An 18700-nucleotide genomic window follows, 5' to 3' on the forward strand; every position below is an offset into this window, starting at 1 on the left:
TAACAAAAAAAGCGTAAGCCAAGGCCTACGCTTTTTTTCTATTCTTTTTCCGGCAGCTGTGCGTAATAGGAGTCAGACAGCTCCTCGAGTGTTAGGATTTTTTGATAGCTGGTTTCATATTTTGAAAAATCTTTCACCCGATCCATCGTGTTTAACGAAAATGCATCTCCGTCAGCGAAGCTTTCATTCGGGTAATAAATGATATGATCATTCACAAATCCGCCTGGCGGAAGGTAATACCGGATGCCAATCAAGTTGTTCTGACCTTGAAGAAGGTCCTGTCCGAAATGGACCAATTTATGGTCGATTTTTACCCCAAGAAGGTTGGCAAGCGTCGGCATGAAGTCGAGCTGGCCGCCCGGTGATGAAACCTCCGTCCCGTTATCCGTTTTTCCAGGGATGGATACTATGAATGGAATCGTATATCGATCTTTCAAATTATATTTATGTCCAGTAAATTGTTCAAACAGTTCCTGATCTCGATCATCCAGCGCTTTGTCTTGAAGCCCGAGGTGATCTCCATAGAAAAGAATGACGGAATTATCCCATATCCCTTTTTTCTTCAATTCTTCGATGAAACGTCCGATCGCAGCATCCGTATAGTTCTGAGCGGTCAAGTAATCTCCGATCAGCGTCCCATCGTATTCTGAAGGCAGATCCAGCGTTTTCTTTTCATCTGGAATGACGAAAGGGTGATGGCTGGAAAGCGAAATGAACATGGAATAGAAAGGCTTTTTGGCATTGGCCAATGCTTCTGTCCCTTTTTTATAAAGGACATCATCCGAGGCTGCCATGCCCACTTTATCCGAATCGCCAAAGTAGCTTTCATCAAAATATTGGTCGAAGCCGAGATCCGGATACAACTGGTCGCGATTCCAGAAATTGATTTTATCGGTATGGAACGTCATCGTTGAATACCCTTTTTCTTTCAAGACCTTCGGGAGGCTCGGAATCTCTTTGTTTCCGACCGTAAGAGAGGTAGGTGTATTGTCATTCGGGAAAAGGGATGTATTCATGATGAATTCTGCATCGGATGTATTCCCAGGCCCTACCTGCTGGAAAAGATTCGAGAAGTAAAAACTGTGTTTCACAAGCTCGTTGAGATTCGGCGTCACTTCTTTTCCGTTGATTTTTAAACCGATCAAAAAGTTCTGGAAGGACTCGCCTTGAATGACGATGACATTTCGTCCTTTGGCCATTCCAAAGTATTTGCGCTGATCGGCAGGAATGAGTTTGATTCCCTTGATGGACGCGATTTTTTGATTGGTTTCGTACGGATCCGCCTTTTCATTGGCCATCGTTGCAGCTGATTTCGGCTCAGAGGATTTGGCGATATTGATCGCTTCGTAGTTAAAAATCCCCTTCGACTCAGCCGCAAGGACCGGGTTCGCTATTTCAACATTTTTGTAATAAAAAAAGACGATGACACAGACGGCAAGAGCACCTAAAAATGTGCGTCTTTTCCAAGGGCTTTTGGCTTCGCTTCGAACGAGCGGATATTTTTTGGCGATCAAAAGGATCAGCAAAATGATGATATCCAAATAAAGCAGGGCATATAAAGGACTGAGCAGTGATGCTACACTGTCCCGGATGGCACCGAGCTGTCCGATTTCAAGCAGCACATGGTAGGTCGGTATGGTGTTGAACCATGTCACATATAGCAAAATTGCCGCAAAAAACGTAGTGATGAGAGCATTAGCTGCTAAATAAATATAGGGCGCACCCTTTTTTGCAAGACCTTCCACAAGACCGAGCAGTAAAAAAATGAAACAGCCCTCTAAGGCAATGACTTTTAATAGATTAAAATCTTTAAACAAAATGGCATGCAGGGCAAATGCTTTTAGAATCAATAAAGCTGCATGAAAGCCGTAATGGCTTTTTCTGAATGTACGTATAGCCGTTTTCATTGAAATTTCCTTCTTTCAGATGCGATAAAACTCCTATACTATTATTCCGATTAGGCAGGGAAATGTCAACGGATAGCCATGGCAGAACAAAAGCGCAAGCGCTTTGGTCAGCCCCGACCAGCATAAGACGGAACTCGAAGGAAATCCTGATTTCCGTAGAGGTACGGCTTATGACTCGAGGGGCTAGGCGTTGGAGCTGGACGTCGATTAACTTCTTTCAGAATTATCCACAAGGTAACATTTTAAAATTTCCTAGAAGACTAGAAAAGGAGCCTATAAATAGACTCCTATTGTTTCAGACTATTGAGGTGCCTGTGAAAGGTCGGCGACTTTTTTGATGGTGACATCAGAACTTGTTCCGCTTGCTACTGTTAGACCCAATCCATCGACAACTAATTGAAGGTTGGCAGGGGCTGCATCTACACGCAGAAGGACCTCTTTCGATAAACGGGCACCTGCATTAAGCAATGTTGTAGAAGGGGATACGGTAGCACCGCCAACTTCCAAATGGATTCCTCCCAAAGCTGAAACAGCAGCAGTTCCTACCGAATAATCAACTGAATAGAAGCCAGTTTCATTCAGACTGAAAGTAGTATCATCCGTTTGCGTTATCGCTTCACCAAAGGAAGCTCCTGGTGTATTGAATGGAACTGCAGCACCAGCGGCGAGGGCCAACTCAACCGCACCTGCATCATTGTAAGCGCTGAGTGCAGAAGAAAGTCCGCTTCCAGCAGGACCCGCAGGACCTTGTGGGCCAGGGATTGTCCTAACTACATATCCGGATGAACGCTGACGAGATGGTCCGGTTGAGAAGTTTGAACCATTCGGGTAGCAAGTCACGCCGGGATATTTATAATCTGCCATATTTAATCACTCCTTTCCATTTGGCATACTATATCTTATTCAAAGTTGATTAATGCGATAGGGCTTATCAACTCTATGAAATATGTAAATATAGCCTAATTTTAGATAGGAGTGAGAAAGGGTGATAGGATCATCTTAAAAAATATGCATTCAATAAGAAATATTCATCTGCAGGTTCATTATCAAGTTCAAATCATCTTAAGCATGCAGTCTTTTAATTCTTTAATGAAAATATCATAGTTCAGTTTGATGGCAATCCGGGTTTGACCGGGCTGGCCAAGGGGCCTCAAGTCGATATAAGAAAGGCCTTTTGCTTCGATTCCTTCTATCACTTGTGCATCATAGTAGATGTATTCAGCAATATTAGGCTTGCATACCGTCATGACTGTAACCAAATCATGGATCGGAGCACCGATGATTCCCGGAGATAGTTTTTTGTAAGCTTTAAAATAATATTCAAAGATCGGTTTTAACATAAAAGCAAATGGATTTGATTTGTGTTTGGAAAATAGGTCGACCACTTCGTCTGTCAAGTAGGCATAATTCGTTGTATTCAATGGGGTGATAGTAATGTTATGTGCGTGCTTCAATACAAAATTAGTAGAGGTGGGGTCGCCGTGAAAATTAGCTTCGGCAAGGGGGGTCACATTTCCTGGTGCAAAAAAAGAACCTCCCATTAAATAAAAGCCATTCACTAGCTTCATCTGTTGCGGATAGAGGATGAATGCTGTTGCAAGGGATGTTGAACGGCCGGTATCCACGATATTGAGTTCATTCCCATATGCTTCAATCAGCAAGCGGATCGTGTCAAAAGGATAGACCTTTATATAGTCCTTTACCGGGAGCTGTATGGGACCGATGCCATCTTCCCCGTGAATTTCAGGATAATACGTAATCATTTTCTTTTGGATGGGCATAAATGCACCAGGGATCACAGGAATATCAGGCTTTCCAGCCAACTCGAGAAGATAGGCGGCATTGGCAGTTGCTTGCTCTTTTGAAACATTTCCATAGCTTGCAACAATTCCTACGATCTCTATTTCGGGGTTGATCAACGCAAACATAATCGCAATTGAATCATCGATTCCCGGATCGCAGAATAGTAGAATCTTCTTTGGCATAATGGACCCCACCAATCAGTTTATTGAAAATAGTTGAATTAATATATGCTTTCTGCATGGAAGATATTACCTGATGGGTCGTTGGTCACGAGTCATAAAAAAAAAACCTCCATCGATGGGGGCTTCAATTTATCAATTTCAGTTGTTTTTCCCAAACAAAATTGGACATTGCGGGGGATAGGAGGGAGCCGAACATTCCAGCTTCAAAATTTCCCGCGGCTGGCAAAATGCCGCTCGGCCGACTTCCACTGTCACTTCCTGAGAAGATTGAATGCTCTGGCATAAATCCAGGGAAACATTCACACTTGTCAGGATATCGCCTGTACAATTGACTTTAAGTTTGCATTGAACACTCGATAGATAGGCAGTTAGTGCCGTATCATTAGGCGCACAAAGGAGAACAGTTTCCGGCACTTCAATCACAACAAGCGAAGATTGCTCGATAAATGGCGTTGAACCGTTGATGCCCTTGAATTCTATAATCAGTCCGAGCATCTTCACAAAGGATATTTTCTGCAGTGTGATCAGTGCCCCATCCATCACTAGGGACGTTGATTGCCGGTCGCTGATCTCAAATGTCTTTATAACAGAACCGGGGGATAGAGGTTCGCCGGTATCGGGATCCACCAGGAGGCAGCGGGCCGCCATCTTTGAAATGGCCGTACCGCATGGATCAATGGCTAAATTTCCAAGGTCAGCGGCATTGATGGTGGAAGCGAACGATTTTTGCAGCACGACCCAATCATAGATTTTTTTCGCGTTGATGCACATGCTTTCAATAGAATCGCAGCGAGACCGCACCGCCATAGTAACACTCCTCATACGAATGAATTTGTTAACAAAGTATGTGGGCATAGGCGGATTGTTGCAGGATTTTAAAAAAGAATTTAGGCATCAGCCCTTTTTTGACAGGAAAGGGGTGCCTTCTATCCAAAAACGCCAAGGGTAATCTTTCGCTTCTCCGGAATTATCGATCCCGACCCGTTTTCCGTGAGCAATGCCTGATGGCGTTTTCCCTTCACAAATAAATAAAGGCGGATTTGTAAAGTGATGCCCATAATATTCCATGCCGATGCCAAGGGCTTTTGTGAGCTTACCCGGTCCATTGGTCAAATTTTTTCCGAAAGGCATCTTTCTCCTTGCGCTCATAAGGTCGATTCCTGAGAATGGTTCAACTGCCCGAATCAACACTGCCTCAGGTGCATCGATGGCTCCACTGACCACATTCAAAAGGCAGTGGGTATGCATAACATACGTATAAACACTTCCTGCTTCAGCAAACATCACTTCAGTTCGCTTCGTTCTGCGGTTTTGAAAGGAATGGGCAGCACGGTCGCCGGGACCGATGTAGGCCTCTGTTTCGGCAATATATCCGGACACAGTTCCCTCCGGTGTCATATGTACAAGCAGACAGCCGAGCAGGGATTTCGCCAATTCCAATGTTGGCTGCTGATAAAAATCTATGGGTAATGGTTTATAATGAATATCGGTTTGCATCAACTCTTCCTTTCCTATTAAAGATATAAAAAAATCTGTAAATTCGACAACAAGCAATGGTAAAATAGAGATAACGATCATGTCCTAGTCCATAACGAAACGAATTTTTCGAGTACACCTTAGAAAAATGGGAGAGAATGCAATGAAATACACCAATGTAATGGAAGAAATTGTTTCAGCTCTTGTCACGATGTACATGAAAGGCCCGGAATACCAAACATTCTGCAAATGTGAAAAATGTACCAATGATATCATTGCCCTGAGCCTGAATTCACTGCCAAGCCACTATGTCACGACAGAAGACGGCCGCAAGCTGACATTCGAAATGCTTAATACAGTCGAGAATCGAAGTTGGATCAATAAAAGGATCATTAAAGCGATTTATGTCGTGGGAAAATTCCCTAAACATTAATTTAATAGAAATAATAAATATAGAAGGGACCGGAACACTTTGTGTACACCGGTCTCTTCTATTTAATTTTGATAAGATTCAACCTTTTGCATCATCAGGCTCAATTCAGCAAATATCGAGTCACTCATCACTTTATACCCTTTTTTTGTTAGATGTATTCCGTCATCACTGATTAATGAGGCAAGGTCTCCCGCTTTTTTCAAATAGGAGCGGACATCGATCCGTTTAATGGAATCCATTTGATCCAACAGCATGTTCAGCGATCGATTATAGGAACTATGCCAATGTTCGATTCCCCCGACGGTGTTGATCCAGTGGCTGATAGACGTCCCGAATCTGGATGCGATGTTTTTGTAGTATCGGACGGGATCAAGGGGAGGAAGTGTTAATACTATTGGTGTGATATCGGCATTTTTCAGCGTATCGATCAGCTGCGAGACATTGTTTAAATATCTTTCGATTGGCACGGTTGGCTCATGAGTAGAATCAGGTTCTTCCGCTACTTTGCCCCAATTGAAATCGCAGTCGTTGCCGCCAATATTCAAGAGGGCGATTTCCGGACGTTCTTGTATGACATCCTTCTCAATTCGCTTGATCAAGAGGTCAGAATTATCATTAAAGACCCCTTTATTGATGATTTCAATCTGCTCTTTCCCTGTTTGAACAAATTGTTGCTGAAGGAGGTTAGGATAGTTTTCTTTCATGATGCGCAGTCTTCCTCCGGTAAAAGAAACTCCTCTGGTGATGCTGTCGCCAAGACAAATCATTTTCATCGCATTCATCCTTAAATTTTTCATATTTTAATATTATTTTACAATAAAATCAGCAGTTGTCCTACTAAAAGGGTTTTCGATGAAAAGGGAGAATACATAGAGTAATTTAAAATAACATCTTTCCCCGCTTATATGCTCAGAATGTAATTAATTTGGTACGATAGTATTAATTCAATTAAAAAGGTTTTAAGGAGGGATGGCATGTCTGGCATCATTTTGTTTGACGGCGTATGCAACTTCTGCGACAGCAGCGTGCAGTTCATTATGAAAAGAGACTCAAAGGAGTATTTTAAATTCGCCTCTCTCCAAAGCGAAATCGGTCAAAAACTCCTCAAGGAATATCAGGCTTCCAAAGGATTGGATAGTGTTGTTCTCATTGAAAATAACCGTCTGTACGTGGAGTCTGATGCAGCACTTGCTATCTGCCGCCATTTAGACGGTCCATGGAAGCTTTTGTGGGGGTTAAAAATAATCCCTGCACCGATCAGAAACAAAATCTATCAATTCATCGCCAAGAACCGCTACAAGTGGTTCGGTCAAAAGGAAGCATGCCGGATTCCGTCACCGAAGGAAAGAAAGCGGTTTTTAGAATAAATTAGCATTCAGCTGAGCATTCACAAAAGGATTGCTCGGCTTTTTTCTTTTAATTGTAACGTTTATTTGGTGTGCTTCGTCATACAGTTGACTAGCTAGTTGAAATGAGGGGGGATGAGGTTTGGAAAGGCATCAATTTTCCGCCTCTGAAATAGGGGATAGAGAAATTTTGGATATGGAGCCTGAAGAAGCAATCGAACGGTTGATGGATCTATACGGGGAAGAGTTGAAAAGGCTCGCCTATTCCTATACGAAAAATTGGATGCAGACAGATGATCTCATTCAGGAAGTCTTTTTGTCCATTTACCAAAAACTTCACACATTCAATGGAAAGTCTGCGTTGAAAAGCTGGATTTATTCCATTGCGATCAATAAATGCAAGGATTATTTGCGAAGCTGGCATTACCGCAAGCTGCAATTGACTGACCATTGGATGACAACAGGAAAAACACAAGGGAATGGACCGATGGAGAACGTTATTCAACAAGATGAAAATAAAAAACTCATTGAAGCAGTCCTTGAACTGCCAATCAAGTATCGGGAAGTCATCGTACTTTTTTACTACAAAGACATGAACATTGATGAAATCTGTCAAATGCTTAGCTTGAGCCCTTCAGCAGTTAAGACACGGCTGCACAGGGGAAGGGAAAAACTAAGGATGTCGCATTCTTTGGAAGGAGGAATGCTGAATGGATGAGCAGCTGAAAAAGAGCAGGAAGGCTTTTGAGACGTATGTTTCTCCAGATAAAGTCTTCACCGAAGAAGATAAAAAAAGAATACGTGATCGAATTCAAAGCGCACCAGTGTCCATGGAAGGCAAAAAAAGAGCCGAATGGTTTCCGAAATTGATGACCGGGGGAGTCGCAGCGGCAGTCATTTGCTTCCTTGCCATTTTTATCGGAAGCGCACTTACTCATAATCTCGGTTCAAGTGATAAATCAGCAGAGTCTTCCCATATGGAATCTGCAGATGATTCAGGAGCAAAAAAGGGATTCAATCCAGAAGGTGCAGATAAAAAGGATACCTCAAATGAACTGACGGATGATGCAGGCAGGGTACAATTAGAGCCGGAACTTCTATCGTTATATAAGCAATTCTCGGCAAAGCATGATGATATGCTCCTCAGGGGATTAACTCCGCTGCAGATTTTCACCCTTTACTTTTATGCAGAGGATCAAAAAGATTACGGAGTCCAATATTGGCTTTTCAATCATGACCCGGACGTGGAGCAAATTTTCAAATCTGAAGAAGATTGGATACAATCTTCACAAAAAGATGGAGGCTCCCTGCTGGAAAAAGTGAAGAATTCATATTTAGAGGAAAAAATCGTAGATGATTCAAATGCCTATATCCTCATTTCAAGCGAAAAGAATCAGGGTCTGGAAAATTCTCTCGGGTTCGGGCTCTCGAAAAATAAAGCAGGCGTCTGGAAAGTGAATTGGATGCCGATTCAATAGCTGCATTGCCCCGGAAGCATTCGTCCGGGGTTATTTTTATGAGAAATATTGATTTTCAGGAGAATACAACAAAGAGAATCACAGATAATAAAGAAAGATCAGATCCGATTAGCATCGTCGAAAAAGTTTCCTTAATGCAAAATTGTTTTGTGCAGCTTATAAGGATAGTTATCCGCAACACTCTTGCTCTAGACCCACCCATGATGGGTTTGCTATGATATCAAGAGATTAACGTTAGAGGTGAAACTGTTGGGAGCAAGAGAATCAATAGCCAAAAAAATTGCATGGATCAGCCTGGTGGCCAATATTATCCTGACTATCGGAAAATTGGTCATCGGATATTCAAGCCACAGTGACGCAGTATTTGCAGACGGGATCCATTCTGCTGCAGACGTCTTTGCATCACTCATCGTCCTTTTGGTGATTAAAATCGCCAATAAACCAGCAGATGAAGATCATCCATACGGCCATGGGAAAGCCGAAGTCATCGTATCCGGCATCGTTGGAATCCTGTTATTCCTTATTTCTATATATGTCGTGTATGAGGCTCTTACCGGGTTCATGCATCCGATTGAAACTCCAAGCATCCTTGCCATGTGGGTCGCCATCTTTTCTTATGCGGCAAAGGAATATTTGTACCGCTCATCCATGAAGGTCGCGAAACAGCATAACAGCAAAGCAATTGAAGCCATTGCATTTGATCATAAAGCAGACATTGTCGCTTCTATCGCTGCTGCTATCGGTGTGCTGCTTTCTGTAATCGGGAGCAAAATCCATATACATATCCTTTTATACGGCGACAAGGTAGCCAGTATTTTTGTAGCCTATCTGATTTTTAAAATTGCAAAAGAGATGCTTGTCGAAGCCTTTGATATTCTTCTGGAGCGCAACATCGATATGGAAACCCAGGCCGATTTTATTGCCATCATTGAAAAGTTCGAACTCGTAAGGAGAATCGATAAATTGAGGGCAAGGGAGCTGGGACACTATATCGTGGTCGATCTCCGCATCGCAATTGACCACTACAAAACCATTAAAGAAGGACATGATTTGGCAAGGGAGATCAAGCAAGCCTTGATGGATAAATACGATAATATTGATGAAGTGCTCATCCATTTAAACCCCTATTATGCTGATGGGGAAGCAGAGGAGTAGCATAAATGAAAAACGCCTTATTAGCTAAGGCGTTTTTCGTTTTATTTTTGTCATTAAATTCTAGTATCTGATATACGCAGATCCAATAATGATCAAAAGGATGAACAATACGACCACTAATGCGAATCCACCTGCTGCAAATCCACCAAAACCGCCCATCACAGTCACCTCCTTCAAGACCCTTTCTATCTCACAGTATGTAGGTGGAGGAGACTTTGACATGATAAAAATAGCTCTAATGAAGCAGTAGCGGCTAAAAGCCTTATTTCTTCTATGTTTATGCCTGTGCCCATTTTTTTAAAGGTAAGGTTCCGAGAAGAATAACCTTATTTTGAACAGGTTGTGGAAAAATCTGGTGACGTTTTTCTATCAGAGTGATAAAATAATTCCAAAGAAGATGGGGGTGCATTGTGCAGAATATTTTTCAATTTATCGTGCCGGCTGCAATCATCGGATTCGTGCTTTACCGCAGAATTCGAAGATCAATCGGTTTTCAGCTTTATAAACAAAGAAGGCTCATTGTCCGAATGAGCATCTTTTCAATCTTATTGGTTTTGATTTTAGGGTTGAGCTTCAGTCATCCGATCAACCTTCTGTATGATTTCCTCGGTGCTGCAGCAGGTAGTCTGATTCTTATGTATGCCATCCGAAAGAGTCTATTTGAAATGAAAGAGGATGGGCTTTATTATCGGACGCATATATGGATTGAATCATTTATCTTATTTGTTTTTTTAAGCCGCTTCATTTACCGCTTCACAAACTGGGGCTCCATTTCACAGGCAGCAGCTGACGCGGGGAATAATCCGGATCAAGTCAATATTGCTTTTACGAGCGATCCAATAAGCAGGGCTGTCTTTTTCCTTTTGGCGGTTTATTACATCGGCTTTTATTTCTACGTCTGGAAAAAAGGAAAAGTTCTTCTCCAAGAAACAGAATCCAAACCGACCATACAGATATAAGGAAATACAAAAAAAGGCGCCAAGTTTAATATGGCGCCTTCCTTTTTCTCAGCTTCTTTTAAACCGCTCCTCTAGCAGGTAGTCTTCCGCTTCGTCATAAGAACCGTAGGCTGCTTCTAAATTGAGTCCGTCATAGATGTTCCACCACTCGTCTTCTTCAACCAGAATTAGTTCATGGCCTTCATCATTTATCCATCGTTCTTCCTGAGCTTCCCCGACAATGGCTGCTTCACGCGTGTTCTTTTCATTCCATGAAAGGGAATCAATAGATTCCTTGATCACTTTCATCAATTCCTCAGCAGAGAACTCGCGGATATTGATCATTCCCCGGTCGTCTGTCGGATAGCCTTTCAGCAATCCTCCATATACGAATCCATTCCCATTCGGATGCAAATGGTAAACGACATTGCTTTTTTCGTAGGCACTGTCTTCAAAATGGTAATTGACCCGTTTAAGAGAAACGTCTTTCTTTGTTAATTGCGGAAAATTCTTTTCAATCAGTGTTTGTTTTTCTTCAAATGTAAGCATGCATATCCTCGTTTCATTTCTTCGATTTTGTCCGTTGATTATACCACAACCCGTCTTGAATCGGGAATGTTTTTAGGGACAGTATTCAAATAGGACCTTTCGGCAATCCCGGCGACCTTTTGCTGAATGACCAATGTAATAAGAAGGAGTGCCCCTGCTCCAAAGAAAATGAAGCCGCCGCCAACATGGAGCATTATTATGCCCCCAATGGCCGGGCTGATGGTTCGTGAGAGATCCCAATGCGTCCCGTAAATGGCAAAGAAAGTGCCGCGTTTATCGGCTGGCGCCATTCTTCCCACAAAACTCAAGAAGTGGTTCAGTCCGATGCTTTCTCCGATTGTCAGGATCAACACCGTTATGATCAACATGACATAAGTGCTTGAAAGCCCCAGGCCGACAGCAGCAAGTGCAAAGCATACATAGGATATCCCGATGATTTTTTTCATGGTGAATTTACTGGACCATTTCACTAAAGGAATTTCCACAAACAGGCTGATTACTGCTTTAGCAATAGACATCAATGTCAGTGCGAAGACCCCGTCCTTAAACATATCTTGTGAAAACAAGCGATAGGTTGTTTCCATCTGTGCATAAAAAAGACTGATTGGCATGGAAAGCAGCATGACTCCAATCAATGGCAGATAAAAAGAAAGGGGTTTTCGAATGGCCGGTGCAGTACCAAATCCATTTCCATTCACATGGGCGCCGGTTGTAAATGGAGCTGTTTCTTTCATAAATGCCGTGCAGATTGCGAAATAAATGAGAAGTGCGGACCCTTCTAATAAAAATAAAAGGGAAGGACTGCTTTTGTAAAGGATGAGGCCGGCAGCAGGTCCGATCGTCATCCCGAATGACCCGATGGCAGAAATGACCGCGAACACTTCCGATCGCATATCCTCACTAGTCTGATCCGCTATCTGCGCTCTTGAGGCAGGGATATAGATGGCTCTTCCAGCCCCGTTCAGCGCATATAGTACTGCAATCAGCCATACACTGTCTGCAAATATGAACCCGATCATTGCAGCTCCTTGCAGAAAGAGGGATCCGTTTATTGATATTTTGCGCCCGACCCTGTCTGTGTATTGCCCAGCCAGAAATGTAACGAGCATTTCTGTGAATGGCTGCAAAGATACAACAAGCATGGGAATCATTACACTGCCATTAAATACCTCATGAAGATACAAGATTAAAAACGGTGCAAGCATCGCGCCTGATATTCCCGTAATAAATTCTCCTACAAAACGGATCCAGATGACCCGATCATAACGTTCTAGCAATGTTTTTATTTTTCTCATTTTCATCCCTCCTGGAAATCTCATTTTAGGATGGTTATTCCAGAAGAAAAAGAGTAGAATGACAGTATTTCCATTTCACCTTTTAGAAGAGAGGGGAGGTTACGTGATGTTCGAACATTACATAAAGCTATATTTTAACGGAAGAGAAAAACGAAATTTTCCAACAGTCGAAATGACTCTCGATGAAATATCCACACTACTCTTTTGCACAAACCGAAACAGCAAGCTTGTCATTGACCGGTTGATTAAAGGGCAATGGATCGAGTGGGCTCCTGGCAGGGGAAGGGGAAACAAATCCCGGATGACTTTCCTGGAAAACCCCGAAGCACTCCTTTCAGCAATGTGCAAAGAAATGGTCCAAAACGGCGACTTGCAGAATGCTTCTAAATACATGGAAGAATACCAAACGTTCTTTCCAAAACTTATGGATCAGTTCAAGGAATGGATGGAAAGTTTATTCGGATTCCATCAGGAAGAAACGATAGAAGGGAAGAAGGATATCCTCCGGTTAAAAGTAAACATCACGTCGTTTTTCCCGAGCCTGGATCCCAAATGGGCGCAGCTCCGATCCCAAAGCCATGTCGTCAAGCAGCTTTTTGACACGCTGGTAGTGTTTGATCCCCGCACCAAAACCATAAAGCCTCATCTGGCCTTTCACTGGGAATATGATGAGCAAAGGTTCAAATGGACTTTTTACATAAGAAAAGGTGTTTTCTTTCATGATGGGACTCCATTGAGGGCCGAACATGCTGCCAAATCCCTGCTTGAACTCAAGTTTGATAGAAGCCACCCATTTCAGTGGATGCTTTCACAGGTGGAATCTATTGAAGCAACAGAAGAATACATAGTAGAACTGGTTTTAAAAGAAACTCATGCCTTCTTCCTATCCATTCTGGCAGACGAAAGATGTTCCATTGTTCGTTACAATCAAAATGCTGAAGGACATGAACCATTGATAGGAACTGGTCCATTCTCCTTGGAAAAACTAAATGATGACCGGCTCATAATAAAAGCAAACGACCACTATTTCAATGGCCGGCCATTTTTGGATTTTGTGGAACTCTGGAATGAAGAAAGCATTCCGGGGCTAAAAGAAGCAGGCAGCTCAGCGTTCGAGTTCATGTCTTATGTCCACCCATCCGATCCTGAATCCTCCGGAAATCGAACAAAATCCATTGAATGGAATACACAATTCGTTTCCATCAATACTAGAAAACAAGGAGTCTGCCAGAATAATAATTTCCGAAAACTTCTCCACTCCATTTTAGACCCGGCCTTGATGAAAAAGGAGTTGGGTGGTCCGAGAGGGGATATAGCAAATGGAATTCTCCCAGGAGCGGCAGAAATAAAGCGTGATAGCGTTTCAGAAGCTGATCTCCTAAGGACTTCAGGCTACAAAGGGGAAACGTTGAAGCTTTATACATTCACAGACCAGGACCATGTGGAAGAAACGGCATGGATTATAGAGAGATGCGCAGACTACGGGATCAAAATCGAGGCATCCTTCTTTCCCGGAATCGAGCTCCTTCAGAATCATAGATTAGAGGAAGCCGACCTTGTTCACGATAGCGCCAATATGACCGAACAGATGGAAATGTGTTTCCTGCATCACTTTTTGTCATCGAACAGCGTCTTGAAAATCCATTTAAGCGAAGCAGCGATGATAGAAGTCGAAGCGATACTTTTAAGAATGGTGAAGATGAGCGAGAGGGAAGAAAGGCTGCAATGCCTGAGAGAAATAGAAAATATCATGGTTTCAAAAACTCACATCCTCCCTCTCTACCGGAACCAATCCGTTATCGAATACAACCAAGATGTGCAAAACATCCAATTGACCAGCGACGGCTGGGTTGAATTTGACCGGGTTTGGTTTAAAAAATAAATTCATGACAGAATAGGAGATTCATAGATATGGACTATCAAATTAATGAAAACCTGCTATTAAAAGTTTCGGACCCTCAATATGCCGAACAAATGGCAGCATTGATCGACTCGAACAGGGAATACCTGAAAGAATGGCTCGGATGGCTTGATTACTCTAAAACCATCGAAGACTCCAGAGCATTTCTTCAAAACTCCCTGGAAAATTATAAAGAAAAAAGAAGCTTCAACACGATGATCTTTTTCAAAGGAGAGCCAGTCGGCACAGCGGGCTTTAATACATTTGACTGGAACAATAAAATTGGCACAATTGGCTACTGGCTTGCCCAAGGGTATCAAGGACACGGCATCATGACCGAAACCGTTCATTTCCTCACCAATTTGGCATTCAATGAATTCAATCTGAACAAGGTAGAAATCAGGGCAGCCGACAAAAACAACAAAAGCAGAAGCATTCCAGAAAGATTGGGCTTTAAGCTTGAAGGCACGCTTAGGCAGGCAGAATGGCTGTATGACCATTTCGTTGACCACAGCGTCTATGGAATGTTGAAAGAAGAATGGAAATCCTAATTTTAACAGCCGGCATCCCATACAAAGATGGATGCTGTTTTTTTTCAACCTCATAGAAGTTTAGACAGACGCCGAAAAGTGGAATAAAAAAATGGAAAGTGGCCCCATACTAAACGAAAGATCTTGGTTGGAAGGAAGGGAGAAACCATGTACAAACTCGTACTGATCCGCCACGGACAGAGCGTATGGAATCTGGAAAACCGTTTCACCGGCTGGACGGATGTCGATTTGACGGATAATGGTTTGAACGAAGCTCGTGAAGCTGGCATCATCTTAAGGGAAAATGGATTTCAATTCGATACAGCCTACTGCTCCGTACTGAAAAGATCGATTCGGACCCTTTGGATCATTCTTCATGAAATGGATCAGATGTGGGTCCCGGTCAAGAAAAGCTGGAAGCTGAATGAACGCCATTATGGGGCGCTGCAAGGATTGAATAAAGAAGAAACGGCCAAAAAATATGGCGATGAGCAGGTGCACCAATGGCGGCGTTCCATGAAGGAAAAACCCCCAGCTATCACCAAGGAAGATCCAAGGTTTGAAGCAGATGATCCAAAGTATCGCGATTTGAAAGAAAATGATTTTCCCCTATCAGAAAACTTAGAGGACACTGAAAAACGGGTGCTTTACTATTGGAACGAAGAAATTGCACCGGTGATTAAGCAAGGAAATCACGTCATCATTTCCGCCCATGGCAATACACTACGATCCCTGGTCCAGCTCCTCGACCACATTTCAGCGGACGGCATTTCTGATTTGAATATCCCGACGAGCATCCCATTGGTCTACGAATTAGATGAAGAATTAAAACCACTGAAACATTACTACTTAAGCATTGTCGGACCGGTGCCGGAAGGGGAGATCCCTAAGCATATACCGGAGCTGGTGGAAAAAGAAGACCAGCATCTGAAAGAAGACGGCCTGATTGGAGATGCGGGTTTTTAAAATGTTTTCTAAGTGAAGCCTTTCCTGGAAGGGCTTCATTTTTCTATCATTTAAATTCGAGAACTTCCTTCGCCACTTTAAGTAAAAAAGCAGTATAATAGTTAAAAAGATTCCTATAAGGAGAGACGCTATGAAAGTGATTATCGCCGAAAAGCCCGACCAAGGGGCTACGTTGGCATCGCCTTTTAAACATAAGAAGCAGCAGGGCTACATTGAAATCCTTCCCACAGAACTCTTCCCAAATGGCGCTTACGTCACTTGGGCCATCGGGCATCTTTGCCAATTGGCTCCCCCGGAAAAATACAACCCTCAATGGAAAAAATGGACCCTCGAACAGCTGCCGATCATTCCTGAAAGATTCCAATATGAAGTGGAGCGCACGAAAGCTAAGCAGTTCAATGTCGTTAAATCCATCCTGAAAAAACCGGAAGTGACAGAAATCATCCATGCCGGGGATGCCGGACGGGAAGGCGAGCTCATCGTCAGGAATGTCATTCACTTGTCCGGTGTCAAAAAACCGATGAAGCGCCTCTGGATTTCCTCATTGACGAAGAAATCGATAATCGAAGGATTCGAACGGCTCCTGGATGAAACGGAAACCAAAAATGTCTACTACGAGGCGTATACGAGAGCATGTGCAGATTGGCTTATCGGCATGAATGCATCCCGTGTATTCAGCATTCTCTTGAAGCAAAAAGGCATTCAGGACGTATTCTCCGCTGGGAGGGTGCAGACCCCGACGCTAGCTCTGATCGTTAAGCGGGAAAAAGAAATAGAAGATTTTAAATCGGAGCCGTTTTGGGAAGTCATGGCGAAGTTCAAAATCAATGGACATACATACGAAGGAAAATGGCATAAGGAACAAGAATCCCGATTAAAGGATGCGGAAACAGCAGAGAAAATTGCAGCTTTCTGCCAAGGAAAGCCCGCTCAAGTGGAAGAATCGGAAAAAGAACGGAAGGAATTTCAGCCGCCGCTATTATTCAATCTGTCTGCACTGCAGGCAACGGCGAATAAAATCTTTTCTTTCCCGCCTAAAAAAACGTTGGACATCACCCAGGCGCTTTACCAAAAAGGAATCGTTTCCTATCCGCGCTCCGATTCCAACTATGTCACACCCGGTGAAGCAGAAACGTTCCCGGAGATCCTTCGGAAGATCAGCCAGTTTGATGATTATAAAGATTATTTTCCGCTGCCGTTTAAATCCATCCTAAACAATAAGCGCTTCGTGAATGAAAAGAAAGTGACAGACCACTATGCCATCATTCCGACAGAGCAAGTGAAGGATCCTTCCAAGCTTTCAGGGGACGAACGGAAAATATACGACCTAATAGTGAAACGCCTCATAGCAGCGCATCATGAAAAAGCCATCTTTGACTATACGACGCTCAACACTTTGGTAGATGGCCGTGCATCCTTTATCTCAAAAGGGAAGCAGCAGATCCAAGAAGGTTGGAGAAAAGTCATTTTCCAACAGGAAGAAGGGGAAAATGATGTCCTCCTTCCGCCTGTTCAAAAGAATGACGCAGGAAACGTTCAAAAAGCATGGGTAAAAGAAGGGAAGACCCAGCCTCCGAAACGCTATACAGAAGGCCAGCTCATTACGTTGATGAAGACGGCCGGAAAGCATTTGAACAATGAAGATTTGGAGAAAGTCCTGATGAAGACAGAAGGGCTTGGAACAGAGGCTACCAGATCAGGAATCATCACGATGCTGAAGACAAGGAATTACATTGATGTCCGGAAGAATCAGGTCTTTGCTACTGATAAAGGGAAGCTATTGATTGACGCCATCGGGGAAAAAATACTGGCATCTCCTGAAATGACCGCTAAATGGGAACAGCGTCTGAGCGAAATCGGCGAGGGTGGCGCTTCACCTGGTGTGTTCATGGAACAAGTGAAGAAGCTCTCTTTGAAAATAATTGAAGATGCAAAGGACCAGTCCTCAAGCTGGGATTTTACCCGATATTCCGTTGAACCGAAAAATAATTCTAAATCAAAATTCAGCAGGGGCTCTTCTACCAAAACCCAGGAGGACCTTGGCCCATGCCCGGTCTGCCAAACTGGTCAGGTAGTAGACAAAGGAAAGCTGTATGGATGTTCAAACTATCAAAACACCAAATGCGGCTTCACATTTTCAAAAAAGATCCTGGGCAAAAGCGTCTCTGCTGCGAATATGAAAAAAATCATCAAATCGGGCGAGTCCAACCTTATCAAAGGCTTCAAAAAGGGCGAAAAAACTTTCAATGCGAAGCTTGGCTGGAAGGACGGAAAATTGAATTTTTTGTTTGAGCAGACGAAATGACAACAAATTTTGACAAAAAATGATGACGATTTAAATATTACTGTGCTATAATTTCCCTTAGCGGAAAAATTGAATAGCAGGCTGCTTAAAAGTCGCCTGCAGTCGTACAAATATCGGTGAAAATGCGGTGATAAGCCCATTTTCTTAAAAGGGAAGTTGGTGAAACTCCAACGCGGTCCCGCCACTGTAATTGAGAGCAAGCTGTTTATTACCACTGTGCATTGATGCATGGGAAGGTGCAGCGAGCGATGATCAAGAGCCAGGAGACCTGCCGATTTTGATGTATGCACCAATAAACCTACGAGGATAGGAAGGTGTATAATGGCCGATGTGATTTTAAGAATCGCTGCCACTATACATACCATCCTGCTCAAGGTAATTTGAGCAGGATTTTTTGTTTTTTCCTAGACGAGCAAAGGACTAAAAGGAGAGAAACA

18 protein-coding genes, 1 pseudogene and 1 riboswitch are annotated in these 18700 nt (G+C 43.0%); of the genes and pseudogenes, 10 read left to right on the forward strand and 9 right to left on the reverse strand.

Features of this window, described 5'->3' with window-relative positions; translation table 11 throughout:
* Nucleotides 1-38: 38 nt before the first annotated feature.
* From DFR59_RS05445 to DFR59_RS05465, 5 genes are all read right to left on the reverse strand, one after another.
* Entirely contained in the window at nt 39-1907 is a 1869-nt protein-coding gene (locus tag DFR59_RS05445; protein ID WP_114744590.1) for an LTA synthase family protein, read from the reverse strand.
* A gap of 300 nt (nt 1908-2207) precedes the next feature.
* Entirely contained in the window at nt 2208-2771 is a 564-nt protein-coding gene (locus DFR59_RS05450; RefSeq protein ID WP_114744591.1) for a BclA C-terminal domain-containing protein, read from the reverse strand.
* A gap of 188 nt (nt 2772-2959) precedes the next feature.
* Complete coding sequence (locus DFR59_RS05455) at nt 2960-3892, reverse strand: nucleoside hydrolase (protein ID WP_114744592.1); 933 nt, start codon at nt 3890-3892, stop codon at nt 2960-2962.
* A 138-nt stretch (nt 3893-4030) separates the two neighbouring features.
* Nucleotides 4031-4699 (reverse strand): BMQ_0737 family morphogenetic spore coat protein, encoded by a 669-nt coding sequence (locus tag DFR59_RS05460; protein ID WP_114744593.1) that lies wholly within the window; start codon nt 4697-4699, stop codon nt 4031-4033.
* A gap of 87 nt (nt 4700-4786) precedes the next feature.
* On the reverse strand, nt 4787-5389 hold the full coding sequence (locus DFR59_RS05465; protein WP_114744825.1) for a DNA-3-methyladenine glycosylase: 603 nt from the start codon (nt 5387-5389) through the stop codon (nt 4787-4789).
* Nucleotides 5390-5531: 142 nt separating this feature from the next.
* Here DFR59_RS05465 and DFR59_RS05470 point away from each other — a divergent pair, with 142 nt between their 5' ends.
* Complete coding sequence (locus DFR59_RS05470; RefSeq protein WP_245948385.1) at nt 5532-5801, forward strand: late competence development ComFB family protein; 270 nt, start codon at nt 5532-5534, stop codon at nt 5799-5801.
* A 62-nt stretch (nt 5802-5863) separates the two neighbouring features.
* On the opposite strand, the gene DFR59_RS05475 is transcribed toward DFR59_RS05470, so the two are convergent.
* Complete coding sequence (locus DFR59_RS05475; RefSeq protein WP_114744594.1) at nt 5864-6574, reverse strand: SGNH/GDSL hydrolase family protein; 711 nt, start codon at nt 6572-6574, stop codon at nt 5864-5866.
* A 201-nt stretch (nt 6575-6775) separates the two neighbouring features.
* Here DFR59_RS05475 and DFR59_RS05480 point away from each other — a divergent pair, with 201 nt between their 5' ends.
* The 4 genes from DFR59_RS05480 to DFR59_RS05500 all read left to right on the forward strand — a co-directional run bounded on the left by DFR59_RS05480 (nt 6776) and on the right by DFR59_RS05500 (nt 9780).
* A complete protein-coding gene (locus tag DFR59_RS05480; protein WP_114744595.1) occupies nt 6776-7168 on the forward strand; it encodes a thiol-disulfide oxidoreductase DCC family protein in 393 nt (130 codons plus the stop codon).
* 121 nt (nt 7169-7289) lie between these two features.
* The gene (locus tag DFR59_RS05485; RefSeq protein ID WP_245948386.1) at nt 7290-7865 is read left to right on the forward strand and encodes a sigma-70 family RNA polymerase sigma factor; all 576 of its coding nucleotides are present in this window, start codon (nt 7290-7292) and stop codon (nt 7863-7865) included.
* Entirely contained in the window at nt 7858-8625 is a 768-nt protein-coding gene (locus DFR59_RS05490) for a hypothetical protein (RefSeq protein ID WP_114744596.1), read from the forward strand. The genes DFR59_RS05485 and DFR59_RS05490 overlap by 8 nt, the downstream gene beginning before the upstream one ends.
* A gap of 246 nt (nt 8626-8871) precedes the next feature.
* Nucleotides 8872-9780 carry a cation diffusion facilitator family transporter gene (locus DFR59_RS05500; RefSeq protein ID WP_170137267.1) on the forward strand — a complete coding sequence of 303 codons (909 nt, stop codon included), beginning with the start codon at nt 8872-8874 and terminating at the stop codon, nt 9778-9780.
* A gap of 60 nt (nt 9781-9840) precedes the next feature.
* Here DFR59_RS05500 and DFR59_RS05505 read toward each other — a convergent pair whose 3' ends face one another.
* Nucleotides 9841-9939, reverse strand: a complete 99-nt coding sequence (locus DFR59_RS05505; RefSeq protein ID WP_114744599.1) for a YjcZ family sporulation protein — start codon at nt 9937-9939, stop codon at nt 9841-9843.
* A 251-nt stretch (nt 9940-10190) separates the two neighbouring features.
* Between DFR59_RS05505 and DFR59_RS05510 the strand changes: the two genes are divergently transcribed.
* A complete protein-coding gene (locus DFR59_RS05510) occupies nt 10191-10739 on the forward strand; it encodes a CcdC protein domain-containing protein (protein WP_114744600.1) in 549 nt (182 codons plus the stop codon).
* Between the two features lie 48 nt (nt 10740-10787).
* Here the strand turns inward: DFR59_RS05510 and DFR59_RS05515 are convergent, their stop codons facing one another.
* Together DFR59_RS05515 and DFR59_RS05520 are read right to left on the reverse strand one after the other, a co-directional pair.
* Nucleotides 10788-11267: a hypothetical protein gene (locus DFR59_RS05515; protein ID WP_114744601.1), complete on the reverse strand. Its 480-nt coding sequence runs from the start codon at nt 11265-11267 to the stop codon at nt 10788-10790.
* A gap of 38 nt (nt 11268-11305) precedes the next feature.
* A complete protein-coding gene (locus tag DFR59_RS05520; protein ID WP_158538326.1) occupies nt 11306-12562 on the reverse strand; it encodes an MDR family MFS transporter in 1257 nt (418 codons plus the stop codon).
* Nucleotides 12563-12668: 106 nt separating this feature from the next.
* Here DFR59_RS05520 and DFR59_RS05525 point away from each other — a divergent pair, with 106 nt between their 5' ends.
* The 4 genes and pseudogenes from DFR59_RS05525 (at nt 12669) to DFR59_RS05540 (ending at nt 18263) form a co-directional block, all read left to right on the forward strand.
* The gene (locus DFR59_RS05525) at nt 12669-14444 is read left to right on the forward strand and encodes an ABC transporter substrate-binding protein (protein WP_158538327.1); all 1776 of its coding nucleotides are present in this window, start codon (nt 12669-12671) and stop codon (nt 14442-14444) included.
* A 29-nt stretch (nt 14445-14473) separates the two neighbouring features.
* On the forward strand, nt 14474-15013 hold the full coding sequence (locus tag DFR59_RS05530; protein WP_114744604.1) for a GNAT family N-acetyltransferase: 540 nt from the start codon (nt 14474-14476) through the stop codon (nt 15011-15013).
* 147 nt (nt 15014-15160) lie between these two features.
* Nucleotides 15161-15889 (forward strand): annotated as a pseudogene (gene gpmA, locus DFR59_RS05535) (2,3-diphosphoglycerate-dependent phosphoglycerate mutase); the annotation flags it as partial.
* A gap of 199 nt (nt 15890-16088) precedes the next feature.
* Nucleotides 16089-18263: a DNA topoisomerase III gene (locus DFR59_RS05540; protein ID WP_114744606.1), complete on the forward strand. Its 2175-nt coding sequence runs from the start codon at nt 16089-16091 to the stop codon at nt 18261-18263.
* Between the two features lie 97 nt (nt 18264-18360).
* Nucleotides 18361-18553: riboswitch (cobalamin riboswitch) on the forward strand.
* Nucleotides 18554-18700: the final 147 nt, after the last annotated feature.

It is taken from the genome of Falsibacillus pallidus (genome assembly GCF_003350505.1).
Classification (GTDB): domain Bacteria; phylum Bacillota; class Bacilli; order Bacillales; family DSM-25281; genus Falsibacillus; species Falsibacillus pallidus.